Genomic DNA, 23,445 nt, shown 5'->3' on the forward strand with positions numbered 1-23,445 from the left:
AGTGCAGCCATGAAAGTAGCAGACCTGATGACGACGCGGCTCGTAACGGTAGGCTTCGACGACACGCTCGAAACCGTGCGGGAGATCTTCAGCGAAGCCGCGTTCCATCATCTGCTCGTGGTCGAGGATGGGGAACTGCAGGGCGTGGTGTCGGACCGCGACCTGCTGCGCGCGCTGAGCCCCTTCATCGACAGCGTGGTGGAAACCCCGCGGGATACCGGTACGCTGAACAAGCGCGTGCATCAGATCATGAGCCGCCAGCCGATCACGCTCACGCCCGATGCCGAGGTCGCCGAGGCCGCGCGGTTGCTGCTCGCGCACGGGGTTTCGTGCATTCCTGTGGTGAACAGCGAATCGCGGCCGGTGGGGATCGTGAGCTGGCGCGATATTCTGCGGGCGTATGCGGCGGCGCTGGGGGAAACGGCGGGGGATGGTCCGGAAGCGGGAGTGGCGGGGGAGTGAGGGGGCTGCGGCTGCCGTAAATCCGCTCTATTCGTCACGCCCCCGAACCCATCGCCCTATCGCTTTGCGATCCGTGCAAGCGTATCGACGGTGCGCGTGATCTGCGCGGAATCGTGCGTCGAGCAGATAAAAAAGCGCAAGCGGGCCGCACGCTCTTCCACGGCGGGGTAGAAAATGGGCTGCACGTTAATGCCCTCTTCGAAGAGCGCATTCGCCCATTGCGCCGCCTTCAGCGAGCTGCGGGTAATGACCGGTACGACTGCATAGCCCGCACTCGTGCCGGTATCGAAGCCCGCCGCACGCGCTTCTTGTAGAAATTGTTGACCACGTGCTTGTAGCGCCGCAACACGCTCTGGCTCTGCGAGCATGCGTTGTAGTGCCGCGAGCGAACCTGCCGCAAGGGCGGGTGCGAGTCCCACGCTGTAAAGAAAGCCGGGGGCGAGATGGCGCAGCATGTCGATGAGCGGCTGGCAACCCGCGATGAAGCCGCCACAGCCCGCCAGCGTCTTGCTCATCGTGCCCATCCACAGATCGACCTCGTCCGGCGCCACGCCGCTATGTTCGCGGATGCCGTGACCTCGCGCGCCCAGCACGCCCAGCGAGTGCGCCTCGTCCACCATCAGGAACGCGCCGTGCCGCTGCCGGATCTCGACGAAACGTGCGAGATCGGGCAGATCGCCATCCATGCTGTAGAGACCCTCGATTACCACGAGCACATTGCGAAATTCGTGCCGAACCCGCGCGAGCAGCGTATCGAGCTCACGCCAGTCGTTGTGCGCGAAAGCAAGGCGCTTCGCGCCACTCAGTTGGGCACCCTGCACAATGCTGTTGTGCGCGAGTGCGTCATGCACGATCAGGTCGCCGTGGCCGAAGAGCGCGCCGATCACCGTCACATTCGTCGCATGGCCGCTCACAAACGCCACACAATCGTCCGTGCCGTACAGGTCTGCCAGTGCGCGCTCGAGTTCCCGCTGCACCGGCCGCTCCCCCGCCACCATGCGACTCGCCGAAGCCGACATGCCGTACCGGTCGATAGCGTGCTTCGCCTGTGCCGTAACCGCCGGATCGGCCGAGAGTCCCAGGTAGTTATAGTTAGCGAAATTAATATACTCACGGCCACCAATGGTCGTGGTCGCGCCAGCCGCACCCTCATGTACGCGGAAGAACGGTGATTGAACTCGCAACGTCTCGCCCATCTGGCGTACGAGGCTCACCTGCTGATAAAGCGGCATCGCCTCGAAACGCGCACGCGCGTTCCAGGGTTCGCCGGCCGCAGGTATCGCCTGGCGTGTCTTGCCGTCCGCCCCGGCCCCCGACGACTGCGCCGACACCTCACCCGACACGCGCTCCAGCTGACGTTTCAACGCCGCCGCTGCAAGCTGCTTGCGGATCTGATCACCCATTCCCATTTGCTGCTGTTCCCTTCAACAGTAATTCGCGCGGGATCGCCGCACACTTATTCCACGAGTTCCGGCTCGCCCACCGGCTTTGGTTGCGCTGCGCCGCCCGCCGGCAACTCGCTGTCGAGGGCGTGCCGGTTCGAGAATTGAGCGATCGCCGCCGCCTGCTCGTTGCCCTGCGTTGCGCCCTCTTCCTCGCCCGCCTCGTCGGCCTCGATCGAATCCACGATGCGTTCGGCGAGCGAGCGAACCGTTGCGCCCTGCGCTATGACCATCACCGAAAGCTTCACCTCGAACATTTCCTCGACGGCCATGCCGAGTTCCATGCCCATCAGCGAATCCATGCCCATATCGAGCACCGAGCGCTCCAGATCAATGCGTTCAGGCGCGAGGTGAAGAATGCGGGCGATCTGGGCGCGCAGTGTCTCTTCGACAAGCGCGAGCGCCTCGGCGCGTGGCATCACGCGCATGCGGTCGCGCAACTGATGCGAGCCCTCTCGTGCCGGCTCCTGCACGCCATGCGCCTGCATCGACGCATAGCGCCGCGCGGATGCCGCCGGCATGCCACGCGCAAGCGCCTGCCAGTCGAGCCGTACGACGGCTTCACCCGCACCGCCTTCGACGAGCATCCGTTCAAGTGCTGCCAACGCCTCATCGGACGTGATCGACACGCCGCCGATGCGAGACTGCAGCGCCTCGCGCGTCTTCTCGTTGCGCGCGAGGAAACCAACGTCCTCAAGCGGCCCCCATGCCATGTACGTACCCGGCAGACCCACGGCTCGGCGCGTTTCGACGAGCGCTTCGAGGAAACTGTTCGCTGCCACATAGCTCGATTGCCCGGGATTGCCAAGCGCTGTCGTGGCGGACGAATAGACGATGAAGAAGTCCAACGCGAGGTCCATCGTCGCGCGATGCAAATTCCATGCGCCTGCAACCTTCGGCTCGAGTACGGCTTCAAAGCGGCTGTCATCGAGATTGCGCAAAAGACCATCGTCGATATGCATGGCCGAATGCAATACGCCCTTCAACGGCGTGCCGCGGCCCTCGATTGCGATTACGAGTGCCTTGACTGCAGCCGCGTCGGTGACGTCGCACGACACCACGTCCACGGTCACGCCCGCTTCGTCGCGCCAGCGAGCAACTTCGTCGCGAGCGGCCGCATCCAGCGCACCTGAGCGGCTCGCGAGCGTCACGTGTCGCGCACCGCGCTCGACCATCCAGCGCGCCGTTGCGAAGCCCAGACCGCCCGTGCCGCCGATCACGAGATAAACGCCGCCGGCGTCGAGCCGCAAGGCATGCCCCGCGCCGCGTGCAGGCTGAGGCGTTCCCGCGGGATAGCCGACGAGCACCTTGCCAATCTGGCGCGCCTGCTGCATGTAGCGGAACGCCTCCTCCGCATGGGCCGCGGAGAACACGCGATAGGGCAGCGGGTGCAGCACCCCGTCTGCGAAGTACTGCATGACCTCGCCGAACAGTCGCGCCGTGAGCTCGGGCAATGCGCCCATGAGCTGGTCGGCGTCGATACCGAAGTAGCTGATGTTGTTGCGGAATGGCCGCAAGCCAATACGACTGTTCTCGTAGAAGTCGCGCTTGCCGAGTTCGAGGAAGCGGCCAAACGGGCGCAGTGCGTCGATGCTGCGCACCATCGCCTCGCCGGCCAGAGAGTTCAGCACGACGTCCACGCCTGCGCCGTCCGTGGCTTCGCGGATCTGGTCGGCGAATGCGAGGCTACGCGAATCGAACACCCGATTCGCGCCGAGCAGGCGCACGAATTCGCGCTTCTCGCGGCTTCCCGCCGTCGCAAACACCTCGGCGCCTAGATGACGAGCTAACTGGATCGCCGCGATACCCACCCCGCCCGCGCCGCCGTGCACGAGCACGCGCTCGCCGCGCCGCAAGCGCGCGAGTTCGACAAGTGCGTAGTACACCGTAAAGAAAGTCGTAGGAATGGTCGCCGCTTCCTCGAACGTCAACGAAAGCGGCTTGTGCGTGATCGCGCCCGCACGAGTGCGGACCCGCGTTGCAAACGAAGCCGGTGCAAAGCCGAGCACGGCGTCACCCGGGTGGAAGGTGCTCACGCCGGTACCCACGCGCTTCACGCGCCCGGACAACTCCATGCCCACGGTCGCACCCGCGAAGCCCGTTTCAACTGCCTCGTCCGAAAGCAGTCCCATCGCATACATGACGTCGCGAAAATTCAGACCAGTGGCAACTGGCTCGATCTCCACCTCGTCCTGTTCGAGTTCACTTTCGGGTAGCGCGAACCACTCGAGGTTGCGAAGCGAACCCGGCATATCGAACGACAGCACAGCCGCCGACGCATCGCCGGCGTTACCGGTGTCATTCGCGGTATCGCGCCGGTGCGCTTCGGCTGCGTCCAGCATGCGCGGCACAAAGCGGCCCTGGGACGTCAGCAGCACTTCCTCTTCGGTATCCGCCGTGATGAGTTCGTGGGCCAATACGGCAACCGCGTCCTCGCATGCCGAGGAAACATCGATCAGACGGCAGCTCAATTCGGGATGCTCATTGGCCAGCACCCTTCCAAGACCCCAGAGCGTTGCCTGTTCGGGACGCCGCACGCTGCCGTCCCGAACCAGACCGGCGAACGGTGCCCCGTCGCGCGTGACGACGCTCAGTCGTACCGGCACCGCCTGCACACCGAGTTCACGCACGAGGCGCGCAAGCGCCACGGAAGTAACGCGCTGCGCTTGCATGAGGGCAGTCCCGTCGACGTCGGCCGACAGCCCGATATCGGGTGCGAGGAATACGAGGTTGACTGAAACTCCGTCGCGCGCTCCCGAGCACGCGAGCAGCGCGTTCGCCGCATCTTCCTGCGTGGCGAGCACCGCGTCCCCGCCACGCGCACGCAACGCTTCGCCCAGCGCCTCGGCCAGCTCATCCGCATTGTCGCCAGCGTGAACGAGCAACCACGGAGCGGCCTCACCCGACGGGATCGAAGCGGTACGCAACGATACTGCAGCATCGGCGGAAACGGGTGTGCGCGCAACGATCAGCGTCGGCATACCCTCCAGCTCGAGACCTTGCTCCGCAAACGACACCACATCGGCAAAGCCCGCCTGCTCCAGCAGCCGCACGATCTCCGGCGCCGGCAGCAACGCAGGCGTCGAAACCTGTCCCGGGCCGAACACAATGTCGGCAAACCGGCTACGGCGCGACTCCGCAACCACCACGAATGCACCCGGGGCCAGCCAGCCACGCAGCGCGGTAAGCGCGCCAAGCGGATCGCGCTGGCCCGCAAGCAGTTGATTCGCGATGACCAGGTCGTACGGTGCCGCGTCGTCGGTCTTGAGCGTCAGCCGGTCAGCCGCGGCGAGCGTGACGAGGCGTGCCGCGTGGCCGCCCTCCGCCGCCAAAGCCGCCTGCTGCGGTGCCGTGCACGCAATGGCGTAGTCGCAACGCGCCACGTTCAGCGCCAGCTCCAGCGGGCGCGGCACATCCACGTCCGTACGACCGATTTCGAGTACGCGCAAACGGCGGGGCGACGGCCAGGCCCGTACCGCACGCTCGGCGAATGCGCCCATCAATTCGCGCACGTATGACCAGGTCGGCGACGCCTCGAAGAAATGCTCGGCAAGACTGCTGCCCGTGGGCGACATCAATCGCTCCGGCGCGATCTCGCCCTTCAGGAGCGCGGGCAGCGATGCTCCGCAGTGCGCCAGCAGCGTCAGCTCGGCAACGTGGGCCGGCGACTGTTCGAGCAGACCGCGCCACAGTTCGTCCACGGGCGGCAACCCGTCACAGGCTTCGGCGTCGCGCACGAGGCGCTCGCCATCCCGGCGTGCGAGCCCATCTTCGACCAGCATCTGCGCGAGACGCGCCTTGAGTTCAATCAGCGGACCACCGGGCAGCCGGGGAGCGTCGAAAACACCTAGCGCCTCGAATGCGCGCAGCGCGTAACCGCTCGCCAGCACGTCGAGTAGCGGCAGCACTTCGGTCAGATGCATCGTCCGGCGTGCCTCGTCGCCGCGCACGGCGAGCACATTCACCGCTTCTTCGAGCAGCGCAGCGCCAGCGGGCAACGCCGAGGCATCGAAGCCGCCGTCGAGCGGGCGCCCTTCGAGACGGTAGGTATAACGCGAAGGGGCAACCTGACGCCGCGAAAGCAGATCCACACGCCGGAAGCGGCATGAACCAAGACGGGCAACCACACGCCCCTGTCCATCGAGGAAGTCGAATGACGCCACGACGGAGTGCGGACTACGACGCTCGATCGTGGCAAGCACGCGCTCGACGTTGTCGCCGCGCAGAAACTCCACGCGCAGCAGTTGCACCGGCACGTAGACCGCATGATCGGCACCGCTGGACTGATCGGCGAGCAGCGCGAATAGTGGATGGAAGCCCGCATCCATCAGTGCAGGATGCAGCAAATACGGCAAAGCCGCCGGTGCCGCAAGCTCGGCCAGCGCTACCCCGCGCATAGTACGGACCTCGCGCACCAGCCGGAACGCCGGCCCGTACGAAAGCCCGATGGTCTCCGTGCTCGCGTAGAGCGTCTGCGCATCCAGCGCCGGTTGCGCCAGCAACCTGTCGAGCGTGGCAGCGGACACGGTCGTCTGCGCATCCAGCGTCGTACCGCCCGAGAGCATCCGGCCAACGACATTGGCCGCCCATGCGTCCTCGCTCATGCGGTCGCGCGTCTCGATCGTGAAAGCCGCCGTGCGGGCGTCGATCGTCAGGCGAAACAGCTTGGCATGCTGCGCCTGGAAGACCACGGGCTGACGAATTTCGACGTTTTCGAGCGCACACGACGGCGTGCCAAAGAACTCGCGCGCCGCGGCAAGCGCCATTTCCACGAAACCCGCACCGGGGAAGGTCACACCGCCGTCAACAACATGGTCGGCGAGGAACGGCAGGCGCACGGGGTCGATCTGGTTTTCCCAGGCAAAAGCATGCTCGTGCAGACGGTAGCCCAACAGCGGGTGCTCGCGGCGGCGATTGGCCAGCCCGTAACCCTCGACGGTAGGCACGACCCAGTAACGTTCGTGCTGCCAGGGATAGTTCGGCAGCGCAACGCCCGCCGACGCCGGCAAAAAGGCAACGAAGCGCTCGCGATCCACCTGGGCGCCGTGCGCGACGGCGGAAAGGATCGCGCGATGTAGTGTCTGCGCGCTGTCGTGATGACGCTTGAGCGTGGCGAGCGTGACGCCCTGTACCTTCAGCGCATGGAGCGACTGCTTCACGTAGGTGCGCAGGATCGAGTGCGGACCAACCTCGATGAACATGCTCACGCCGTCGTCCACGAGCTTCGCGATCGCCTCGCCGAATCGCACGGGCTCCCGGATGTTGCGCCACCAGTACCCGGCATCCAGCGCCGTACCGTCGAGCGGCGCGCCCGTCACCGTGGAGACGAAACGATGCTCGCCCATGCGCGGCGCAAGACCGGTGAGACGTTCGCGCACAGCCGACTCGATCGGATTCATATGACGGCTGTGGAACGCGTAGTCGAGTTCCAGCAGCTGGAAGAACTGACCGCCAGGCCGCAACGCGGCCTCCAGGGTCTGCAGGCCCTGGAGCGAACCCGCGAGCGTCACCGATTGCGGGCTGTTGATACCGGCCACTTCGACCTCGCCCGCCAGGCCATGGCGCGCGATCAGCTCGCGCGCTGCGTCCTCCCCAATGCCCGCCGCGGCCATGCGGCCCGTGCCGCGCGTCATGGCCTGCGCGCGGCTGCGGATCTTCACAACGCGCACGGCATCCGCAAGCGTAAGCGCGCCTGCGGCCCACGCCGCAGCGACTTCACCGACACTGTGGCCCACACTCGCGCAATACTCGACGCCGCGCGCCTCGATCACCCGCACGATGCCAACCTGGATCGCGAAGAGCAGCGGCTGCGCATGCTCCGTCGCAGCGATCACGTCTGCCTCGACGCCGGCCTCCAGCACGGCCAGCAGTGACGGACTGCCGTCCGCGCACCAAAGCGCGTCGACTTCAGCGACCGCGGCACGGAACGTTGCGTCTTCCACGAGCAGTTGCTTGCCCATGCCCGCCCACTGCGCCCCGTTACCCGAGAACACAAGCGCAACGCGCGCCTCGTCCTCCAGTGCACACGCGTGTACGACGAACGGCGACCCGTCTTCGACCTGCTGCAGCAATGCGAGCGCCGCGAGCCCTGCATAGCCCTCCTCCACACCGGCGGGCGCAATGATCGCGCGCTCTTCGAGCCACTGACGACGATGCGTTGCCGCGCTCGCAAGCGCGTCCCACGACGCACCCGCGTCGAGCCGAGCCTTGTAGCCAGCCGCGAGCGCGGCAAGCGCCGCCTTCGAGCGAGCCGTCAGCACAAGCGGCCCGAGCGAAGCGTGCCCCGTCTGCGCCGTTGCGCTGCTGCGCCCGGCGGCCGGCGCCTCGGCGAGCACCACGTGAGCATTCGTGCCGCCAAAGCCGAACGAATTGACGCCAACCACGAGCCGATGACCGTCCTCGCCCATCGGCGTGTAACGGTCTACGACGCGCAAGCGGCCGCCATCGAAATCGATATTCGGATTCGGCTGCTCGAAATGCAGCGTACGCGGCACGGCGCGATGCTTCAGACAAAGGATGGCCTTGAACAGCCCCGCCATACCTGAAGCCGTTTCGAGGTGGCCGATGTTGGTTTTCACAGAACCGATCAAAAGCGGCTGGTTCGCGGGACGACCCGCACCCGCGACCTCGATCAGTGCACGCGCCTCGATTGGATCGCCCACCGCCGTGCCGGTGCCGTGTGCCTCGAGATAGTCGACCGTGTGCGGATCGATCCCGGCACGCTCGTAAACCTTGCGTAGCAGAGCGGCCTGCGTGGCCGCGCCCGGCACGCTGATGCCTCCCTGCGAGAAGCCGTCTGAATTGACACCGGTTCCAGCGACAACGGCATGAATGACGTCGCCGTCCGCGAGCGCACGCTCAAGCGTCTTCAGCACGACAACCGCGCCACCCTCGGCACGCACGTAGCCGTCGCCCGTCGCGTCGAACGCACGACAACGTCCGCGCGGCGACAGCATCGACGCCTTCGAAAAGCCCACAAACCCGAAAGGATGCAGCAGCAGATTCACGCCGCCGGCGAGCGCCACGTCGATATCGCCGGCCTGCAGCGCGCTCACGGCCTGGTGCAGCGCTACGAGCGACGACGAACATGCCGTATCGATCGACATGCTGGGGCCGCGCAAATCAAACAGATAGGAAATGCGATTCGACGCGATGCTAAGCGTGTTGCCCGTGGCCGAATACGGATCGACCGAATTGAGGTCGTCCATGCTGCGGTTGGCGTAGTCGGTACTGGCGACGCCGACGTAAACCCCGCAATTGTGCCCGCGCATGTCTCGCGGACGCACGCCCGCATCCTCGAAGGCCTCCCAGGTCAGTTCGAGCAGGAGACGCTGCTGGGGGTCCATCTGCGTGGCTTCACGCGGCGAAATGCCGAAGAAGTCCGCGTCGAAACCGGAGACGTTGTCGAGCACGCCGGCCGCAAAGGTGTACGCCTTACCGGGCTCGCGCTTTGACGGATGCTGATAGAACTCCGTGCCGAAACGCTCGGCGGGAACTTGTGTCACGACGTCGCGCTCGCTTTCGAGCAGACGCCAGAATTCTTCCGGTCCCGTAACCCCACCCGGGAATCGGCACGACATGCCGACAATTGCAATTTTCGTGTTATTCATAGCTGCGGTGTTCTCTCCGACGCGCCTGCCGAAACTCCCGCGCCCACTTGCGGCCACGACGTGGAGCAATGCGGTGCCAAGGTTCTCGACGGCTCTGTCTTGCTTCCTGGCGGACCGGCCTCCGGGCTTCCACCAGATGAAGTAATAGCTTTGGCCCGGTACGTTGCCGGGCCGATCGAATACATCGGGTAAAGCGGGAATATATCCCTATGTAAGCACACGACTGTATCGCCACAATCTTCGCGCAGGCGCGCAAGCCGACACCCGATCATGGCCCGGCTCAGATACGCCGAAAAATCGCCTAGCCAGAATCTTTGCCCAATGGATGACCGCACGCAGCTGCGCCTGCTTCGCCACGATCGCGGTACACCTGCTCGGTAGGGCCGTCGCCATGGCAGAGAAAAAAGGAAGCAGCAAACAATTTCTGTCATGCAGCCATGATTATACGGTCGAGGCTACCTGAACCGGATATATATAGACGAGTGTGTGTCGCATTTTCGAACGCATAGATTCTAGCGTGGTAAATGTGCTTGCGAGCAAAGGAACTTTACGCCGTCGAGCCCTTGAACCTGAGAAATGTACCGTGTCGAAGGCGGTTGAACCGCCGACTACGAATAGAGTACTCACGAGCTGGGGTGCCTGCGCCACGAGACCATTGAGCCGCCCCCCCCGGGCCACGCACCTCTCGGTGACACATGACAGGCCGATGACAGCGGCAAACACGCACTCGAGCGAAAGCAGCACGTTACCTCCCTTCGCGAGGCACGTACGACAGGCGACGCAGAATCGCGTCTGCAATAGAGGGCGGCAGCAGAGGCAACAAGCGCGTGCCGAAGGCAAGCAAGCCTGGAAAAGCAATCTCCGCGCGCCGGGCGGCAAGTCCCCGCCGGATATGATGTGCTGCCTTTTCGGCCGACCATAGGAGTTTCCTTTCACCGGGAAAGGCGTCGCTCATCGCCGTCTTTATGAAGCCTGGCAATATAACCGACAACCGAATGCCGTCTCGCGCAAGCAGTGGACGTACCGAATCACCCCAAGCCTTCAGCGCCGCCTTACTTGCACAATAAGCTGGAGAAATCGCCATACCGCGAAGCGCTGCAATCGAGCTGATCAGCGCAATCTGGCCGCGGCCACGCGTACGCATGCGATCGACGACGGGAAGAACAGCATGCATCGCGCCGTAGAAATTCGTATCGACGATTGATGTCGTGCATTCGCGTGTCTCCCACTCAGAGGGATGAGCCAAGGTACTCGATGCACCGGCGTTGGCAATCAAAAGGTCGATGGGGTGAGTGGCATCGAATTGATCAAGCCAGCTCTGCATGGCAGCGGCGTCGCGAACATCGACCGTTGCGGTAACAACCGTTGCGCCGCGGGCGCGGCAGTCGGTGGCACTCGCTTCAAGACGATTCGCGTCACGGCCGCTCAGACCAAGTACGACTCCCGGGCATGCGTAAGCAAGCGCGAGTGCGCGGCCGAGGCCCGCGCTGGCGCCGGTAATGGCAATATGCCGGGGAGGAGTTGCCCTATTACTCATCTGTGAAATCTCCCGGCCGGTATACCGGTAGTATCGACGAGGGGCCCAGCAGTCGTACGCGCAATCCTGGTTTCGCAGCCGCGCCACTTGAATAGACCAATAAAGCTAGCACTATAAAAATTACTATCCAGAATTGAACGGTGCTGCGTGATCCGGGCGGTCCAGAACCGACCGAAAAACTGCAAAATTCTACCCAGTTGGACTGGAAGGAGGCGTCGCATGTAAAAATGACCGAACTGTCTGAATTTACATACCGACCACCCCCGAGGCGCATTTCTCGCACAGCGAGCCTGTCCGGAAGTCTTAAGCAGCATTGGAAAGTTCTTTCAGTCCAAGAGGAGAGCACATCAAAAAATCACAATGAAATCCAGGCTTACCTGAACATCTTCTTCATTCGCAACAGCCAATCTGCAACTACTGGCATATCCTGATCATTGTTCCGGATACCCGCCAAGCCAACGAACGCATCAACTTGCGGCACCGTAGATCGTCTGGTTACGAATCGAGACTTATCCAGGCTGGATAGTCCGGAAATTGTGTTGACTCAAAAGTCCCGGCCTCGATTTCCAGGAAATTATTTTTTATAAAGAAATCGTGGCATGTATGGTTCTTACCAGTATTCATTACAATCGCTTTAACCGGTCTCTCACCAGCCCTGATGCTTTCCATTGAAAATCTCAGCATGGCCTTCTCAACATCAAACCCAAAAACCCTGCAGGATAGAACGACCTGAATTATTTCCCTACCCAAAATCATCGTGGCACCAATCAATCCATTCTCCACAAGACGATCGCGGGAAAATGCGCAAACAATAATACCGCCCGCAGAAAAAAATTCCACAAAATCATGGGCCTGCCAGCGCTTACCAGTAGTATTAAACTGGTTAGTTTTATTAATCAACTCTGAAGCTCGGGCGAAATTATCATGATTTACCGAGTCAACTATTACGTGCCACTGTCGAATCTCCAGTGATTTAATCCACTCCTCTCTGGAAATGGTTTGATCTACGTTCCGACGCGTAATTGCTGCCTGCACGGACTCAGTTCTCCGCAAAGATTCAGAGGAAATTCTCTCCACCTGTAACTCGGGGGCCATCAGGACAACTCGCCGCCAATCATAGTGCTGCCTCGAAAGCACACGAATTTCCGGAAAAACCCGAATTACCTCTTCAACTTCGCGTGGATTATCATCAATAAAAAGAACATTTCCCGGCAAAACGTTCACATCCCCCAATATTCTTTGAATATTGGAGGATTTTGTTTCAAAATTTATCTGAACAGACACGAAATCCGAGAGTTTCATACTATTCCCCATCATCTCGGCAAATCGTTCTCTTGTCGGTTCATCATCGTTTTTGCTGCAAATAGCGAGCATCCCGCCACGCGCCTTGAATATCAGCAATGCTTCCGCGAGCCCCTTTGGCCAGCCCTCGGTCAACTGCCACTTCGGTCGATCACTATCAGCGGCAACACCCCGCCACATCGTGTCGTCGAGGTCTACAACGATTAATTTTATCGAGTCAATTTTATTGATAATTCGCAATGCATCTATGATTCTCTCTGCAATGTAACTCTGGGCCTCTGAAATTCGATCAGATGCGGAATACATTGCACTAGGAGGCACAGATAATTGCAGACGCTCGTTATCTTCCGATGCAGTAATATATTCATCCGCCTGATATGAGGCATGCCCGATGTGCCAGAATATATCATCCTGCACGCCAGATCTTCCGACTGAATTCACCGCCTCATTTATATCGATGCAATAACCCAGCGACAGATCGGAGACGCACTCCTCAAGGACCCTATTCAGTTCCCTAACAAAGTGACCCGGATTATCAAGTGTATATTTCTTTGAGAGAACACCAACAAAATTCTGCCTCGGCTCCATGAATGTAAGAAATATACAGGGCTTCGACACGGCGATTGCCTTGTAAGAAAGAACTCTCTCTTTTATATTAGCGGCACAGTGCTCAAAATAATCAGCCATTCCAGGACGACCAATCAAGCGCGCCCATTGAATCTCCGAGCCACCGCTCCCTCCATCAAACGAAGGAGTATGCTCGAGGATATGCCGCAGGGTCAAGGCAATAACGATTCCGTCATATATCGAGTATTCGATATCCGGCGGCAAAGAATAAGGTCGCGACTCAATCAAATAGTGATCTGCAACAACGTCTGAGGCGAATTTATCCACCAACGGACCGACGGAGCATTGACCGATAACAGCAAGCCTGAACTTCCTCGAAAACTTACCCAACGTTTCGGCGGAAGCGCTCGGATAATTTATGGGCATCGCGATCCCTTGAAATTAATCTAAATATTTCCAGCCCAGGCGAGCAGGTGCTAGTAGTAGTTCGGTGAATTGCGCGCTCATCCTTCGAAGAAGTAAATAGCCTCAATCCATCACTGGCTTTCGTAAAAATTATATGCCTCGTCGATCGAAGGGAAATGATGTAGCCTTCCGTCACGGAGCACAGATGCTCTCGTGCAGTGCTCCCTGATCAAATGAGGATCGTGTGAGACAATTATCATCGCTCGATCACTCCGTTTCTCAAAGAGCTCTTGGTGGCATTTTCGATGAAAATTCGAATCCCCAACTGCAATCACCTCATCAATGAGAAAGCAATCAAACTCGATTGCCATCGATAGCGCAAATGCGAGGCGCGCTGTCATCCCAGCGGAGTAGGTTTTCACCGGTTCCCGCAGATATTGCCCTAACTCCGTAAAATCCTCTATAAATGGGAGTACACCGCGATAATCGGCATCGTACACTCGGCATACGAACCGTATGTTATCGAATCCCGTCAAACTCCCCTGGAATCCGCCACTGAAGGCCAGAGGCCAGGAAACCGACATGTTTCTTTCAATATGACCAGACGAAGGCAACTCCGCCCCACTGATCAGGCGAATCAATGTTGACTTTCCCGATCCGTTCCTGCCGAGAACGCCAACTCGCTCACCCTTATCTATCGAGAAAGAAACGTTCTTCAGGATATGACGACGCCCCGCTCGCGTCCGGTAATACTTATTCAGATCATGCAGAGCAATCATTTCGCGTCGAGCCTTGTGGATGCCCCCCTAACCACGAGCAATCCAAGCCAGGTAAGAATAAGGCAGATAGTACATGTGTACGGAAGGTTATAATATGGGCGCACAACATCCCCAAAATACCCCAGGCGAAAAACCTCCACTGCGTTTGGCGCAGGAAACATAAGAACGATACGTCGAAAATTCTCGGGCAGCCAAGCTGCCATCGCGAATGCACCCGAAAGCGGTAACTGAAAATAAGCTATCGGGTGCCACAACCTCTCGACCAGATCGCTATACTCGCTGAGCCCTCCAATCAGAAATCCGAGCGCGGCAGCATACCAGCACAAAATTAACCAACCTTTAATCATAGTGAGCACATCCACCGGAGGTGGAATCACTCCCAATGCAATAAAAATCGAAAGCATGGCGAAAGCAGAGAGGCTGGCTCCGGCGATCTCCAGCACGATTCTCGCAATAAAGAAGTCAATCGGTCGTACATTTCGATGCACCAGCAACGACATGTTTGGAACAATGGCCATAGTGCAACGGCCGATGGTGTTCCGCCAGACTAGAACCGTTGAATAGCTCGTAATTGCATACGCCACGATATTAATATTATGCGTAGCGCTTCCTTCTTTCAAAGTACTCCATAACGCCACAATGCCGGAAGTAAACAACATTGGCTCCGCAAAGAGCCAAGCGAATCCAATATTGTGGCGTCCATAACGCGTGATGATCTCGCGCATAATTAGCGCAAACACGATTCGCGTCTGAATTTGCAACGACCGATAGAGGCTCGTTCCTGCATAGCCAATAGTCATAATTCAATCTCTATGCTCTTGGATACTTGCGATCAGCAAACTCAGAGTGCCCCAGCAGATGAGTCCAAGCGCAAATACTGTTGCAATACCGCGTAGTCTCTTGGGTTCAATCGCAATATCCGGAGTATTGGGTTGCACCAGCTCTTCCAGATATAGTTGTTTCCTTTCAGCCTCCCCTCTGGCACTTTGCAGAGCCGCCATGGCTGACGCAAGTTGCTTGTCAGCAAATTGAGAGTCCAGTTGCAGCCGTTCGTAAGCGGTCATCTTCTGCGAAAAGGAATCCTGCGTACCCGCTACGGATTCGGTCATCGCTTCGATCTGCTTCTGAATCGAAGCGATATTCGTCTTGAGCGCGGGAATCTGCGGATTCTGCGGAGAAATCGACTCAAGCTGGGACAATTGAGACTGTGTCGAGAACAATTGTGCCTGCAATGTTGCGACCTGCTGCAAACGCAGCGCCGATTGTCGATCTGGATCGAAAACGGAGTGAGAATTTCGGTATGCGGCTAGTGCCAGCGCTGCCTCTTTGGCCTTTTGAGCCGCATCATCAACCTCTTTCTGTGCAAAATCCACTGTGTCGGATGCCGCACGCGCATTCATCCTGTTGATAAGGCGCTCCGCCATCCGGACAAGTAAAGCGTTTATATTCGACGCATCATTTGCAGTATATGCGCGCACTTGAAGGATAGTAATTCCGGACGCAGTGTCGGTATCAATTTTGACGATACTCTTACTGTAATAGCGCCACAGTGCCTCGAAGCTGCCGTCCAACCCGGCGTGGAACTGGCTAACGAAATCACCCTGCCTCGAATAACGATTCAGGATAAAATTATCCTTGTTCAATTCCTTAAGCGCGTCGCGGGACTCGATATAATCAATTACCGAGTAAACATCATCACCCGATCGGGAAAAGCCGCTGCCCGAGAGCAATGCGCCGAACGCACTCAACTGCGGTTGTTGCTGAGCACTACGCACAACGAAACGGGACTCCGAGACGTAAACGTCCGACGCAATCAGTCCATAATATATCGTCGCCAACGCCGTAGGGATAAGCACCGTAATGGCAAAAAGCTTGTTAATCCCTTTAATTTTGGCAATCCATCCGCTCGTCTCCGCAACCTGAGACGAAGAGGGAGAGTTATTTGAAACGTCCACCAATCAAATTCCTTATAATAAAGCCAAAATTTTCAGAAAATTCGAAATTATCTGAGACGGTCAATTATTTTCTGCATTAATCCATTCCGGCACCTGCGGCACGGAATTCGTCTCGTAGCGCTCGTTTAATTTGGCAAACCCAAGTCGATCATAATAATCGAAGCTAGATTTGTTTCGACCGGTATCCACGAAGCTGGCATGAACTGAGGGATATGCGGAAAGCATCTCCGAAAGCACGATATGGCCAAGATACAGTTCAACGTCCAGATTGAATACCCGGCAGGAAAGGACAGTTTGAATGAACTCGTCTTGACAAACGAGGGCAAGGCCGACGAGACCGTTATCGACATGCTTGTCGCGAACAAACATGGCGACCATACGGCCGTCCCGACCGAATAGATCCTGCGCTTCGCCAAGGCTCCAGCGCCTTCCCGTCGTGTTGAACTGGTTTGTCTTGTTCAGGAGTTCAAAAGCACGAGAAAAATTCTCGTGTTCCACGCTGTCAATGACAACCGTCTCGCATCGCACCTGAAGTGCAGCGAGCCATTCGTCCCGGCTCATCGTCTTTTCTTCGGTGTCGCGGAGTATCTTGGCCCGAATCGTTGTCGTGCGATTGGCAGATTCATTCGTAATCGTCGACACTTGCGTGGTCGGGCTACTGATGATGAATTCCCTCCACCCAAAATACGCCTTCGAAAGTGTTCTCAGTGTCGGAAATGAATTCTTGACCTCATCGATCTCTCGAGGATTATCATCAATAAATAATGCGTTCTCCGGGAGGAGATTCACCTCCGAAAGAATCTCTGAAATATTCTTCGACTTCGGATCAAAATTTATCTTGACCGAAGCAAAATCACTCAACGAAATAACACCGCTGACGAGATGTTCGAATCGCCCTTCAATAAAAGCATGATCGTTTTTGCTGCAAATGGCGAGCAAGCCACCGCGCTTCTTATATACGAGCAGTGCCTCCACAAAGCCCAAGGGCCAGCCTTCGCTGAACTCCCAACCGGCTTTGTCTTCGTCGGCTGCAATGCCTCTCCAGAGCGTGTCGTCCAGGTCGACAATGATGATCTTTACCTGGTCTCGCTGCTCCAGCACATCGAGTACGTCTGAAATACGTTCCCCGAGTGCAGGAATCGTTTCCTCCCGCCCTCTCTTCACATCATAGAGTTCCGAGCGGCACATCGGCCCCTGGACACGATTGCTGTCCCAGGAATCGTGTCCGACATACATATAGCTCGCATGGGACATATGGCTTGTGTAGCCGTCGTGGATATTCTCGCGTCCTTTCGCGGACAATATGTCGTTGATATCGACGAAATGAAAGCCGCTCCGAGCGCAAGTTTCCTCGGACATGCGCTTATTGATCTCGCGAACAATCGATGCGGGGTTCATGAGACTGTACGGGCTCAGCAGGTCACCCAAGTAATTCCGATGTGGTTCCACGATCGAAAAGAAGAGAACCCGCCGCTTCGCCGCGATTTCGGTGAACTTCTCCATGACCGATGCCAGCGCATCACCGCAACTTTGAATGTAAGCCGCAGCCTCTTCTTCAGAATTCAAGCGGGTCCATGCCACGTCGCTCGCCTTGACACCTTCGCGAGGGAAACTGGCCTGATGGAACAGGTGTCGCAGCGTCGGCTGCACTACGATCGCGTCATATTCCTCAAAATTCACACTCGGCATCGGTGAATGCCTATAGCTCTCGAAGAGATAGTGATCGAACTGAATCCTCCCGGACGCTCCCCCCGTCACCGCTTCCATCGTACAGGTACCCAGAAGAAGCACTTTTCGCTTCTTATCAGTGTCCCTTCTAATACTTTCCACATGAAATTTGGTCATTCTGGCATCCTGTTCATCTACCCATCAGTGGGGTGAATGCATGTATTTCGTCAACGCGCCAAGACATTCACTTGTACGCTTCAGCAATGAAGCTCCACATATCATGGCAAGAAATCGCTTGAAATCTCGCAAAGCGAGCGCCAGCCCAAGATACCGGCGCCCCGCTCAAATCCGTCGTATTAGCCGACATTGTTTCTCGGACTTCCCCAGCCCAAACGTTTCTGCCGTACCAAACCGTAGATCATATCCTCCAGAGTTGTCGCCATGCGCTGCCAATCATGCGCCGCCAACCAGCTATGCATGCCAGCCTGTATCTCGCGACGCTTCTCTGGGCTCTTGAGCAAAGACGTAATAGTACGCACCAATTCGTCCGGATCGTTATTGTTCGCCCAGGCAGCAGCACTTCCCAGTTCTGCAAAAATCTGGACACGCGTTGCTACGAGTGGAACCATCGTAGCCATGACGGTTCGCACCGCGCCGCTCGCCGAGTCGTCACTCTCGTTGTATGGCAACGCGATCAGATCACACCCCGCCAGCAAACGTTCGATTTCCTCTACGGGCAGGAAGTCGAGATGCCAGTCGATTGCGTCCTCCATGCCGACTTCACGTGCAATCGCCCGGCATTCGTCGATCGTCCGATCGTGTTCGGCACCGGGGAAACGAGCATTGACTAACCTTAGCCTCAGTCCGGGCCACTCGCGTCGCAAAGCGGCTGCCGCGCGGATCAGTTTATCAATACCCTTATGACGGAAGAAGAAACCATGGCAGCCGATGATCGGGGCGTCGCTTGGTCCGATCAGGCGCGGCCACGGCGTCTGCCGGGGCGTGAAGGCACCATGCGGGAAGAGCCCGAGGTTGCGTCGCAAGCCGAGGTTCAGGAGGAAATTCATGTCGTCGATGTTATGCACGAGAACGCGCGTCATCTTGGACAACCCCTCTATGACCATCGCCGCCTCTTCACCGCCTACTCGTCGCAGGTTGCGTGCATTGTGCAGCACGACGACCGACACGAAGGCCTGCAAATCGGGATCATTGCCAATGCGACCAAGTTGCTCCCACGAAATCAAACCGTCCTGATGTTGAATGACAAGCGCCTCGACCTTTCGGTCCTGACCAGCCTGAACAATCTCTCGCGCCTTATCGCCAATGAATTGCCAGGCCGGGGAATAAGCGAGTTCCCCTTCGTTCAGCCTGACGGGAGTCTTCGTGCGGAAATCACAAAGAATCGTCGTGTTCTTCTGCTGATCCTCGCTCATTCGATCCAGCAAGTAGCCGGAATATTGAGCAATGCCACACTGAATTGCCCAAGTACTGACCCAGCCTAGTTTGGGACTCCGCAGATCTTGCGGCTTCAGCAGAGCACCTACCATCCCATTGAAACGACCTACCCATGCGTCAGCATCCCCTTCGACATTCGCTGCCGTCAGCGCATTTTGGCGGCGGCGCTCTATGACAGCCAAATTGGCTGGATCCGCGTGTTCACGTAGCGCAGCAACCAGATCGTCGACATCAGGTTCAACCCACATTGAATGGCTACCCGTGACATGACTCGCTGAACGGTCGAATCGGAACTGAATCATGCGTGCCTGGTCCGGCCCGCAGAAGTCTCGATGCCCGCCATGCCCGGTTACGATCAACGGCAACCCTGCTGTCATTGCCTCAAGAGCCGGCAGGTTATAGCCCTCTCCTCGAGACGGCAACACCATCGCGTCGGCGTCAGCATAGAAAGACGGCATTTCATCCCGGTCAGCGTCGCGATTCACCACCTCGACAGGCGCCATATCGGGATATTGCTGCCGCAATGCCGCCAATTGCTGTTCGACATTGTTGTGCGGATTAGGGAACGTTTTGATGACCAGCACGACATCGTCACTGCACACAAACGCCCTCGCCCAAGCCGCCAGCAACACATCGATGCCCTTGCGTGGGAAGCACGAGGAAATATGCAGGAACCGGCGAATTGGCCTCGCCGGCCTGTCACGTGCAATCCGATGGAACGGAGCCAGATCGACTGGCTGACCGATCGTCGCGGCAGGCAGCCGCAGACCCGACACGCTTAGTGCATCCGTAACACACTGCGCCGGCGCTATGACCGCGTCGAAGCCATCGGCCAGCGTCTGCACAATCCCGGCAGGAACATGGCTTTCCTCCCAAGGGAACAATGCGAGCGCCAGACTGGGTTGCCCCTTGGGAGGCATGATGGGCCAATGCTGACTAATGACAATCTCATGGTCTTGATTCGGACGAGGCCGTTCGCACAGCTCGATCATTAACGGCTGCTCATTCGGAGGAACGCCTTCCGTGTGGTAAATCGGATCCGTTTCGTAGGGAAGGTAATGCGTATGTCCCGGCGAAGCTCGCTCCAATGTCGTAGCAACCGCGCGGTTAATGATCGCGAGACTATAACTTCCGAGCAGGTGTCCCATGACCGTGTATTCATGAACAGGAGTCGCTGTTCCCGCTCTACCTTCCCCTGCCTTGTCTTCTTCCGACAGGCGTGAAATTGTCGATTCCACTGCGGCCGAAACATCAGCGCGCACAAAGGCACCAGACGACACCGAGTTCGTCTCACTGTCCGGCGTGCCGTCGAGCGCAAGCACCTCGAGCGGCATATTCGCCGCAATCGCCGAGTGCATCACGCTCATCAACGCATGCCCGGCAGACGTCCGCGCGCCAGTGGACGAGGGTACAGCCACTCGACGAGCGACATTGAACACGGCCTCATTCGCCCAGACATGAACAAGGTCCGCAAGCACCTCCTCGTTGCCCCCCGAACGGGCAGCGTTTCCAGTGGCCGCGTACATAATTACGGCGCCGCGAGACTGCAACTCCTTCAACGCAGTCATCGATACTGGTGCGAAAGAGTGCAGGTAGTCCAACCCGATAACGCGGTCGCTCGGACGAACGACCAGAACTTCGTCGGGAAGATAAAAGTCGCGCACGCCCACCAAGCTCGCCAGGAACTGGTTGGCGACAATGAACTTGCCATCTTCGAAAAAAACGGCGCAAACATTTCTTTCGCCACGCGCGATCAACGCCAGCAATTTCTGCCGCGTTGCCCAATCCAGGCGTCGTATCGATCCCGGTGCAGCATAGGCCGTAATATCGATACACGTCAGAGGTTCGCGCTCAAATACGAGGTTATTGGCCAAGGCAATCGAAACAAGGCCGAGGTCCCGGGAATCGGCTCGCTTGTTACGGACGCTACCCGGAAGATTCTTTTCAACAAAATCAAGCTGCGACGGACGACGACGCGCAATAGTCGCCAAAGATGCCAAGATCTTGTCTACCCATACCTCAACCGGTTGTGGGTCGACCGGAGCAATTAGTGCCGCAGGGCGCTGGCCGCCGTCTCGCACGCTTGCCAACACACCGAGCATTTCACCAGCCACATCGTGACGGCCTTCGCCTTGCGAAACAACCTTAATCTTGAGACCCGACGCATCCACCATGCATCGCTCGGCAAGTGTGGAGGAAATATCACCCCCTATCAGCAACAGATCCGCCGCTGAGAAAATGCCGCGGTAGTGCATCCCCAAACCGCCCTTAACCCGCCGGATGCGCCCCTGCATATGCAGTACCGAAGGCTCGGACTTGTCCTCAGATGAGTCATCCACGACATGAACAACGAAATGAGCATCGACCTCCGAGGTCGCCACAGAGCGAAAAGCAGTCGTGAGCTCGCCAGCCGTCTCATTCTTGCCGACAATCGCAATCAAAAGCGGAGCACCGCTGGGCACACCGACAACCTCGCGATAGCGATCCGCGGCCAACCTATCTCCAAATAGCGGCAAATAAGGCAACCCGTCGTCACCTTCCTTCAGCATCAACTTGGCCGATTGACGAACACTGGTTCCGGTCACGGTATGCCAATGCACAGCATTCTGCGGTTGCGTAGCGGCCTCGAGAATCCCACCGATCCCAGCATGGGCAACGATATCTCTTTGAACAGAAACAGACAGTTCAGATTGAATACCGTCTACACGGTCAATCGCATCGAGTTCCAGATAAATACCAGGATGCGCTGCTATAACGTGGGCGAATTCAGCGGCGCTGAATTTATCGCCGGCATAAATAATCTCGTCGACACGCGAAGCATGCCAGTCCAGCCAGCCCAATTCGCGCCATTCGACTTGCGCGGCGGCCCAACGATCGGACGGAGGTGTTCCCGGAGAAACCAGCGTGACGTCACAAACACGCGCAAGCGCCGAGATCAACCCGGTAAAACGCCCCACTACATGACTTCCAGCATCCATCCGTGAGCAAACGAACGCAACATGTGGCCGAGCGGGTATCGCTATGTCGACAGATTTGCGCTGCACACGATCTTGATATACCCGCGCAAACGAAGCGAGAATTTCCCGAGCCGGGCGCTCCCAGGTAAATTCCTTTGATCGCTCAATTCCGAATGCGATCAGTTCCTCGCGCAAAGCCGGGTCGGTCAACACGCGCTCCATGGCCAAGCCCATTGCGGGCGGATTGGAGGGATCGGCCTGCATATCTTCCCTACCCACGACCTCAGGCAACGAAGTTGTATTCGCAACAATAACTGGTGCTCCGCATGCCATGGCCTCCAATGGTGGAAGGCCAAAACCCTCGCTCCATGAAGGAAAGGCAAATAGAGCGCATTCCGAGTACAAAGCGATCAAATCGTCATCGGATACATAGCCGGGCAGCACGATCGTATCCGCTGGCAATCCTTCTGCCGCGGCCAAATCGTTGAGGTACTTCCTGGCGTAGTCATCCATCTTGCCAGCGATGACCAGTTGATGTCCTTCGCGCACTGCCTTCGACATAGAGGCATAGGACGCGATCAATCCTTCCAGATTCTTTCTATATTCAAGCGGACTAGTGTTGAAAACGAAAGGACGTCTGATCCCGGTCCGCTTCATCAATTCGGTTCGATTAACGCTTCCCGGCGCGGGAGGTCTGAAGCGCTCGTCAATCCCGTTGAGTGCAACGACCACTCTGTCTGGATCGGCGGCCATGCGCCTCCGTGCTTCTTCAGCAACAAAGGAGGAAATTGCAATCACCAAGTCGGCACGCTTCGCGTCCCTTAACCGACGCAAATAGGCATCTTGATCGTTACGGGCGGGAATATAGCGTTCAGGTTCCTCGAGAGGAATCAGGTCGTGCAGCGTTACCGCAGTTGGGTAGGACGCAGGATCCACAGAAACCACCGTGTTATCCCAGAACCCCTCGAAAAGACTTGGGATAAACACCATATCCGGCGTCAGTCGCGCAATAAATGCCGATCGCAGCACCTCAGCTGCCCGGTTGCGCCATGCGTTATTCGGATCGGCTGCCGTCGTTCCCTCGAACAAGCTGCATACGAGAATCGCATCTTGAGAAACGTAGCCGTCCAACTCCTTGCGGATCGACTCGATGGTCTGTGGAAAACGATCTGTCAAGAAAATCAAGAACTCATGCCCTGCACCAGCACGGATCATTGCCTTTGCGAGGCTCATGGCATAGCGACCGATGCCACGATGACGGCTGCCGTTCTGGCACGACTGAAGATCAATAACGATACGCATGAAT

Annotated in this window: 10 protein-coding genes; 1 reads left to right on the plus strand and 9 read right to left on the minus strand. The window is 58.2% G+C overall.

Annotated elements, in window-relative coordinates; genetic code table 11:
* Positions 1-9 precede the first annotated feature (9 nt).
* A complete protein-coding gene (locus BFE01S_RS38715) occupies positions 10-462 on the plus strand; it encodes a CBS domain-containing protein (RefSeq protein WP_042337717.1) in 453 nt (150 codons plus the stop codon).
* A 56-nt stretch (positions 463-518) separates the two neighbouring features.
* Here BFE01S_RS38715 and BFE01S_RS15490 read toward each other — a convergent pair whose 3' ends face one another.
* From BFE01S_RS15490 to BFE01S_RS41895, 9 genes are all read right to left on the minus strand, one after another.
* A complete protein-coding gene (locus BFE01S_RS15490) occupies positions 519-1,871 on the minus strand; it encodes an aminotransferase class I/II-fold pyridoxal phosphate-dependent enzyme (protein ID WP_028226313.1) in 1,353 nt (450 codons plus the stop codon).
* A 47-nt stretch (positions 1,872-1,918) separates the two neighbouring features.
* Positions 1,919-9,514: a type I polyketide synthase gene (locus BFE01S_RS15495; RefSeq protein WP_028226314.1), complete on the minus strand. Its 7,596-nt coding sequence runs from the start codon at positions 9,512-9,514 to the stop codon at positions 1,919-1,921.
* Between the two features lie 745 nt (positions 9,515-10,259).
* A complete protein-coding gene (locus tag BFE01S_RS43030; RefSeq protein WP_084169886.1) occupies positions 10,260-11,051 on the minus strand; it encodes an SDR family NAD(P)-dependent oxidoreductase in 792 nt (263 codons plus the stop codon).
* 495 nt (positions 11,052-11,546) lie between these two features.
* Positions 11,547-13,346 carry an HAD-IIIC family phosphatase gene (locus tag BFE01S_RS38720; protein ID WP_084169888.1) on the minus strand — a complete coding sequence of 600 codons (1,800 nt, stop codon included), beginning with the start codon at positions 13,344-13,346 and terminating at the stop codon, positions 11,547-11,549.
* Between the two features lie 110 nt (positions 13,347-13,456).
* A complete protein-coding gene (locus BFE01S_RS15510) occupies positions 13,457-14,104 on the minus strand; it encodes an ABC transporter ATP-binding protein (protein ID WP_028226315.1) in 648 nt (215 codons plus the stop codon).
* Positions 14,101-14,904 (minus strand): ABC transporter permease, encoded by an 804-nt coding sequence (locus tag BFE01S_RS15515; RefSeq protein WP_042337719.1) that lies wholly within the window; start codon positions 14,902-14,904, stop codon positions 14,101-14,103. Before BFE01S_RS15515 ends, BFE01S_RS15510 begins: the two co-directional genes overlap by 4 nt.
* Before the next feature lie 3 nt (positions 14,905-14,907).
* Positions 14,908-16,059 (minus strand): hypothetical protein, encoded by a 1,152-nt coding sequence (locus BFE01S_RS15520; protein ID WP_028226317.1) that lies wholly within the window; start codon positions 16,057-16,059, stop codon positions 14,908-14,910.
* Positions 16,060-16,119: 60 nt separating this feature from the next.
* Entirely contained in the window at positions 16,120-17,904 is a 1,785-nt protein-coding gene (locus tag BFE01S_RS15525) for an HAD-IIIC family phosphatase (RefSeq protein WP_052420884.1), read from the minus strand.
* Positions 17,905-18,083: 179 nt separating this feature from the next.
* Positions 18,084-23,441: a glycosyltransferase gene (locus BFE01S_RS41895; RefSeq protein ID WP_052420885.1), complete on the minus strand. Its 5,358-nt coding sequence runs from the start codon at positions 23,439-23,441 to the stop codon at positions 18,084-18,086.
* Positions 23,442-23,445: the final 4 nt, after the last annotated feature.

The sequence above is a fragment of the Paraburkholderia ferrariae NBRC 106233 genome (genome assembly GCF_000685035.1).
In the GTDB taxonomy this organism is placed as follows: Bacteria; Pseudomonadota; Gammaproteobacteria; order Burkholderiales; family Burkholderiaceae; genus Paraburkholderia; species Paraburkholderia ferrariae.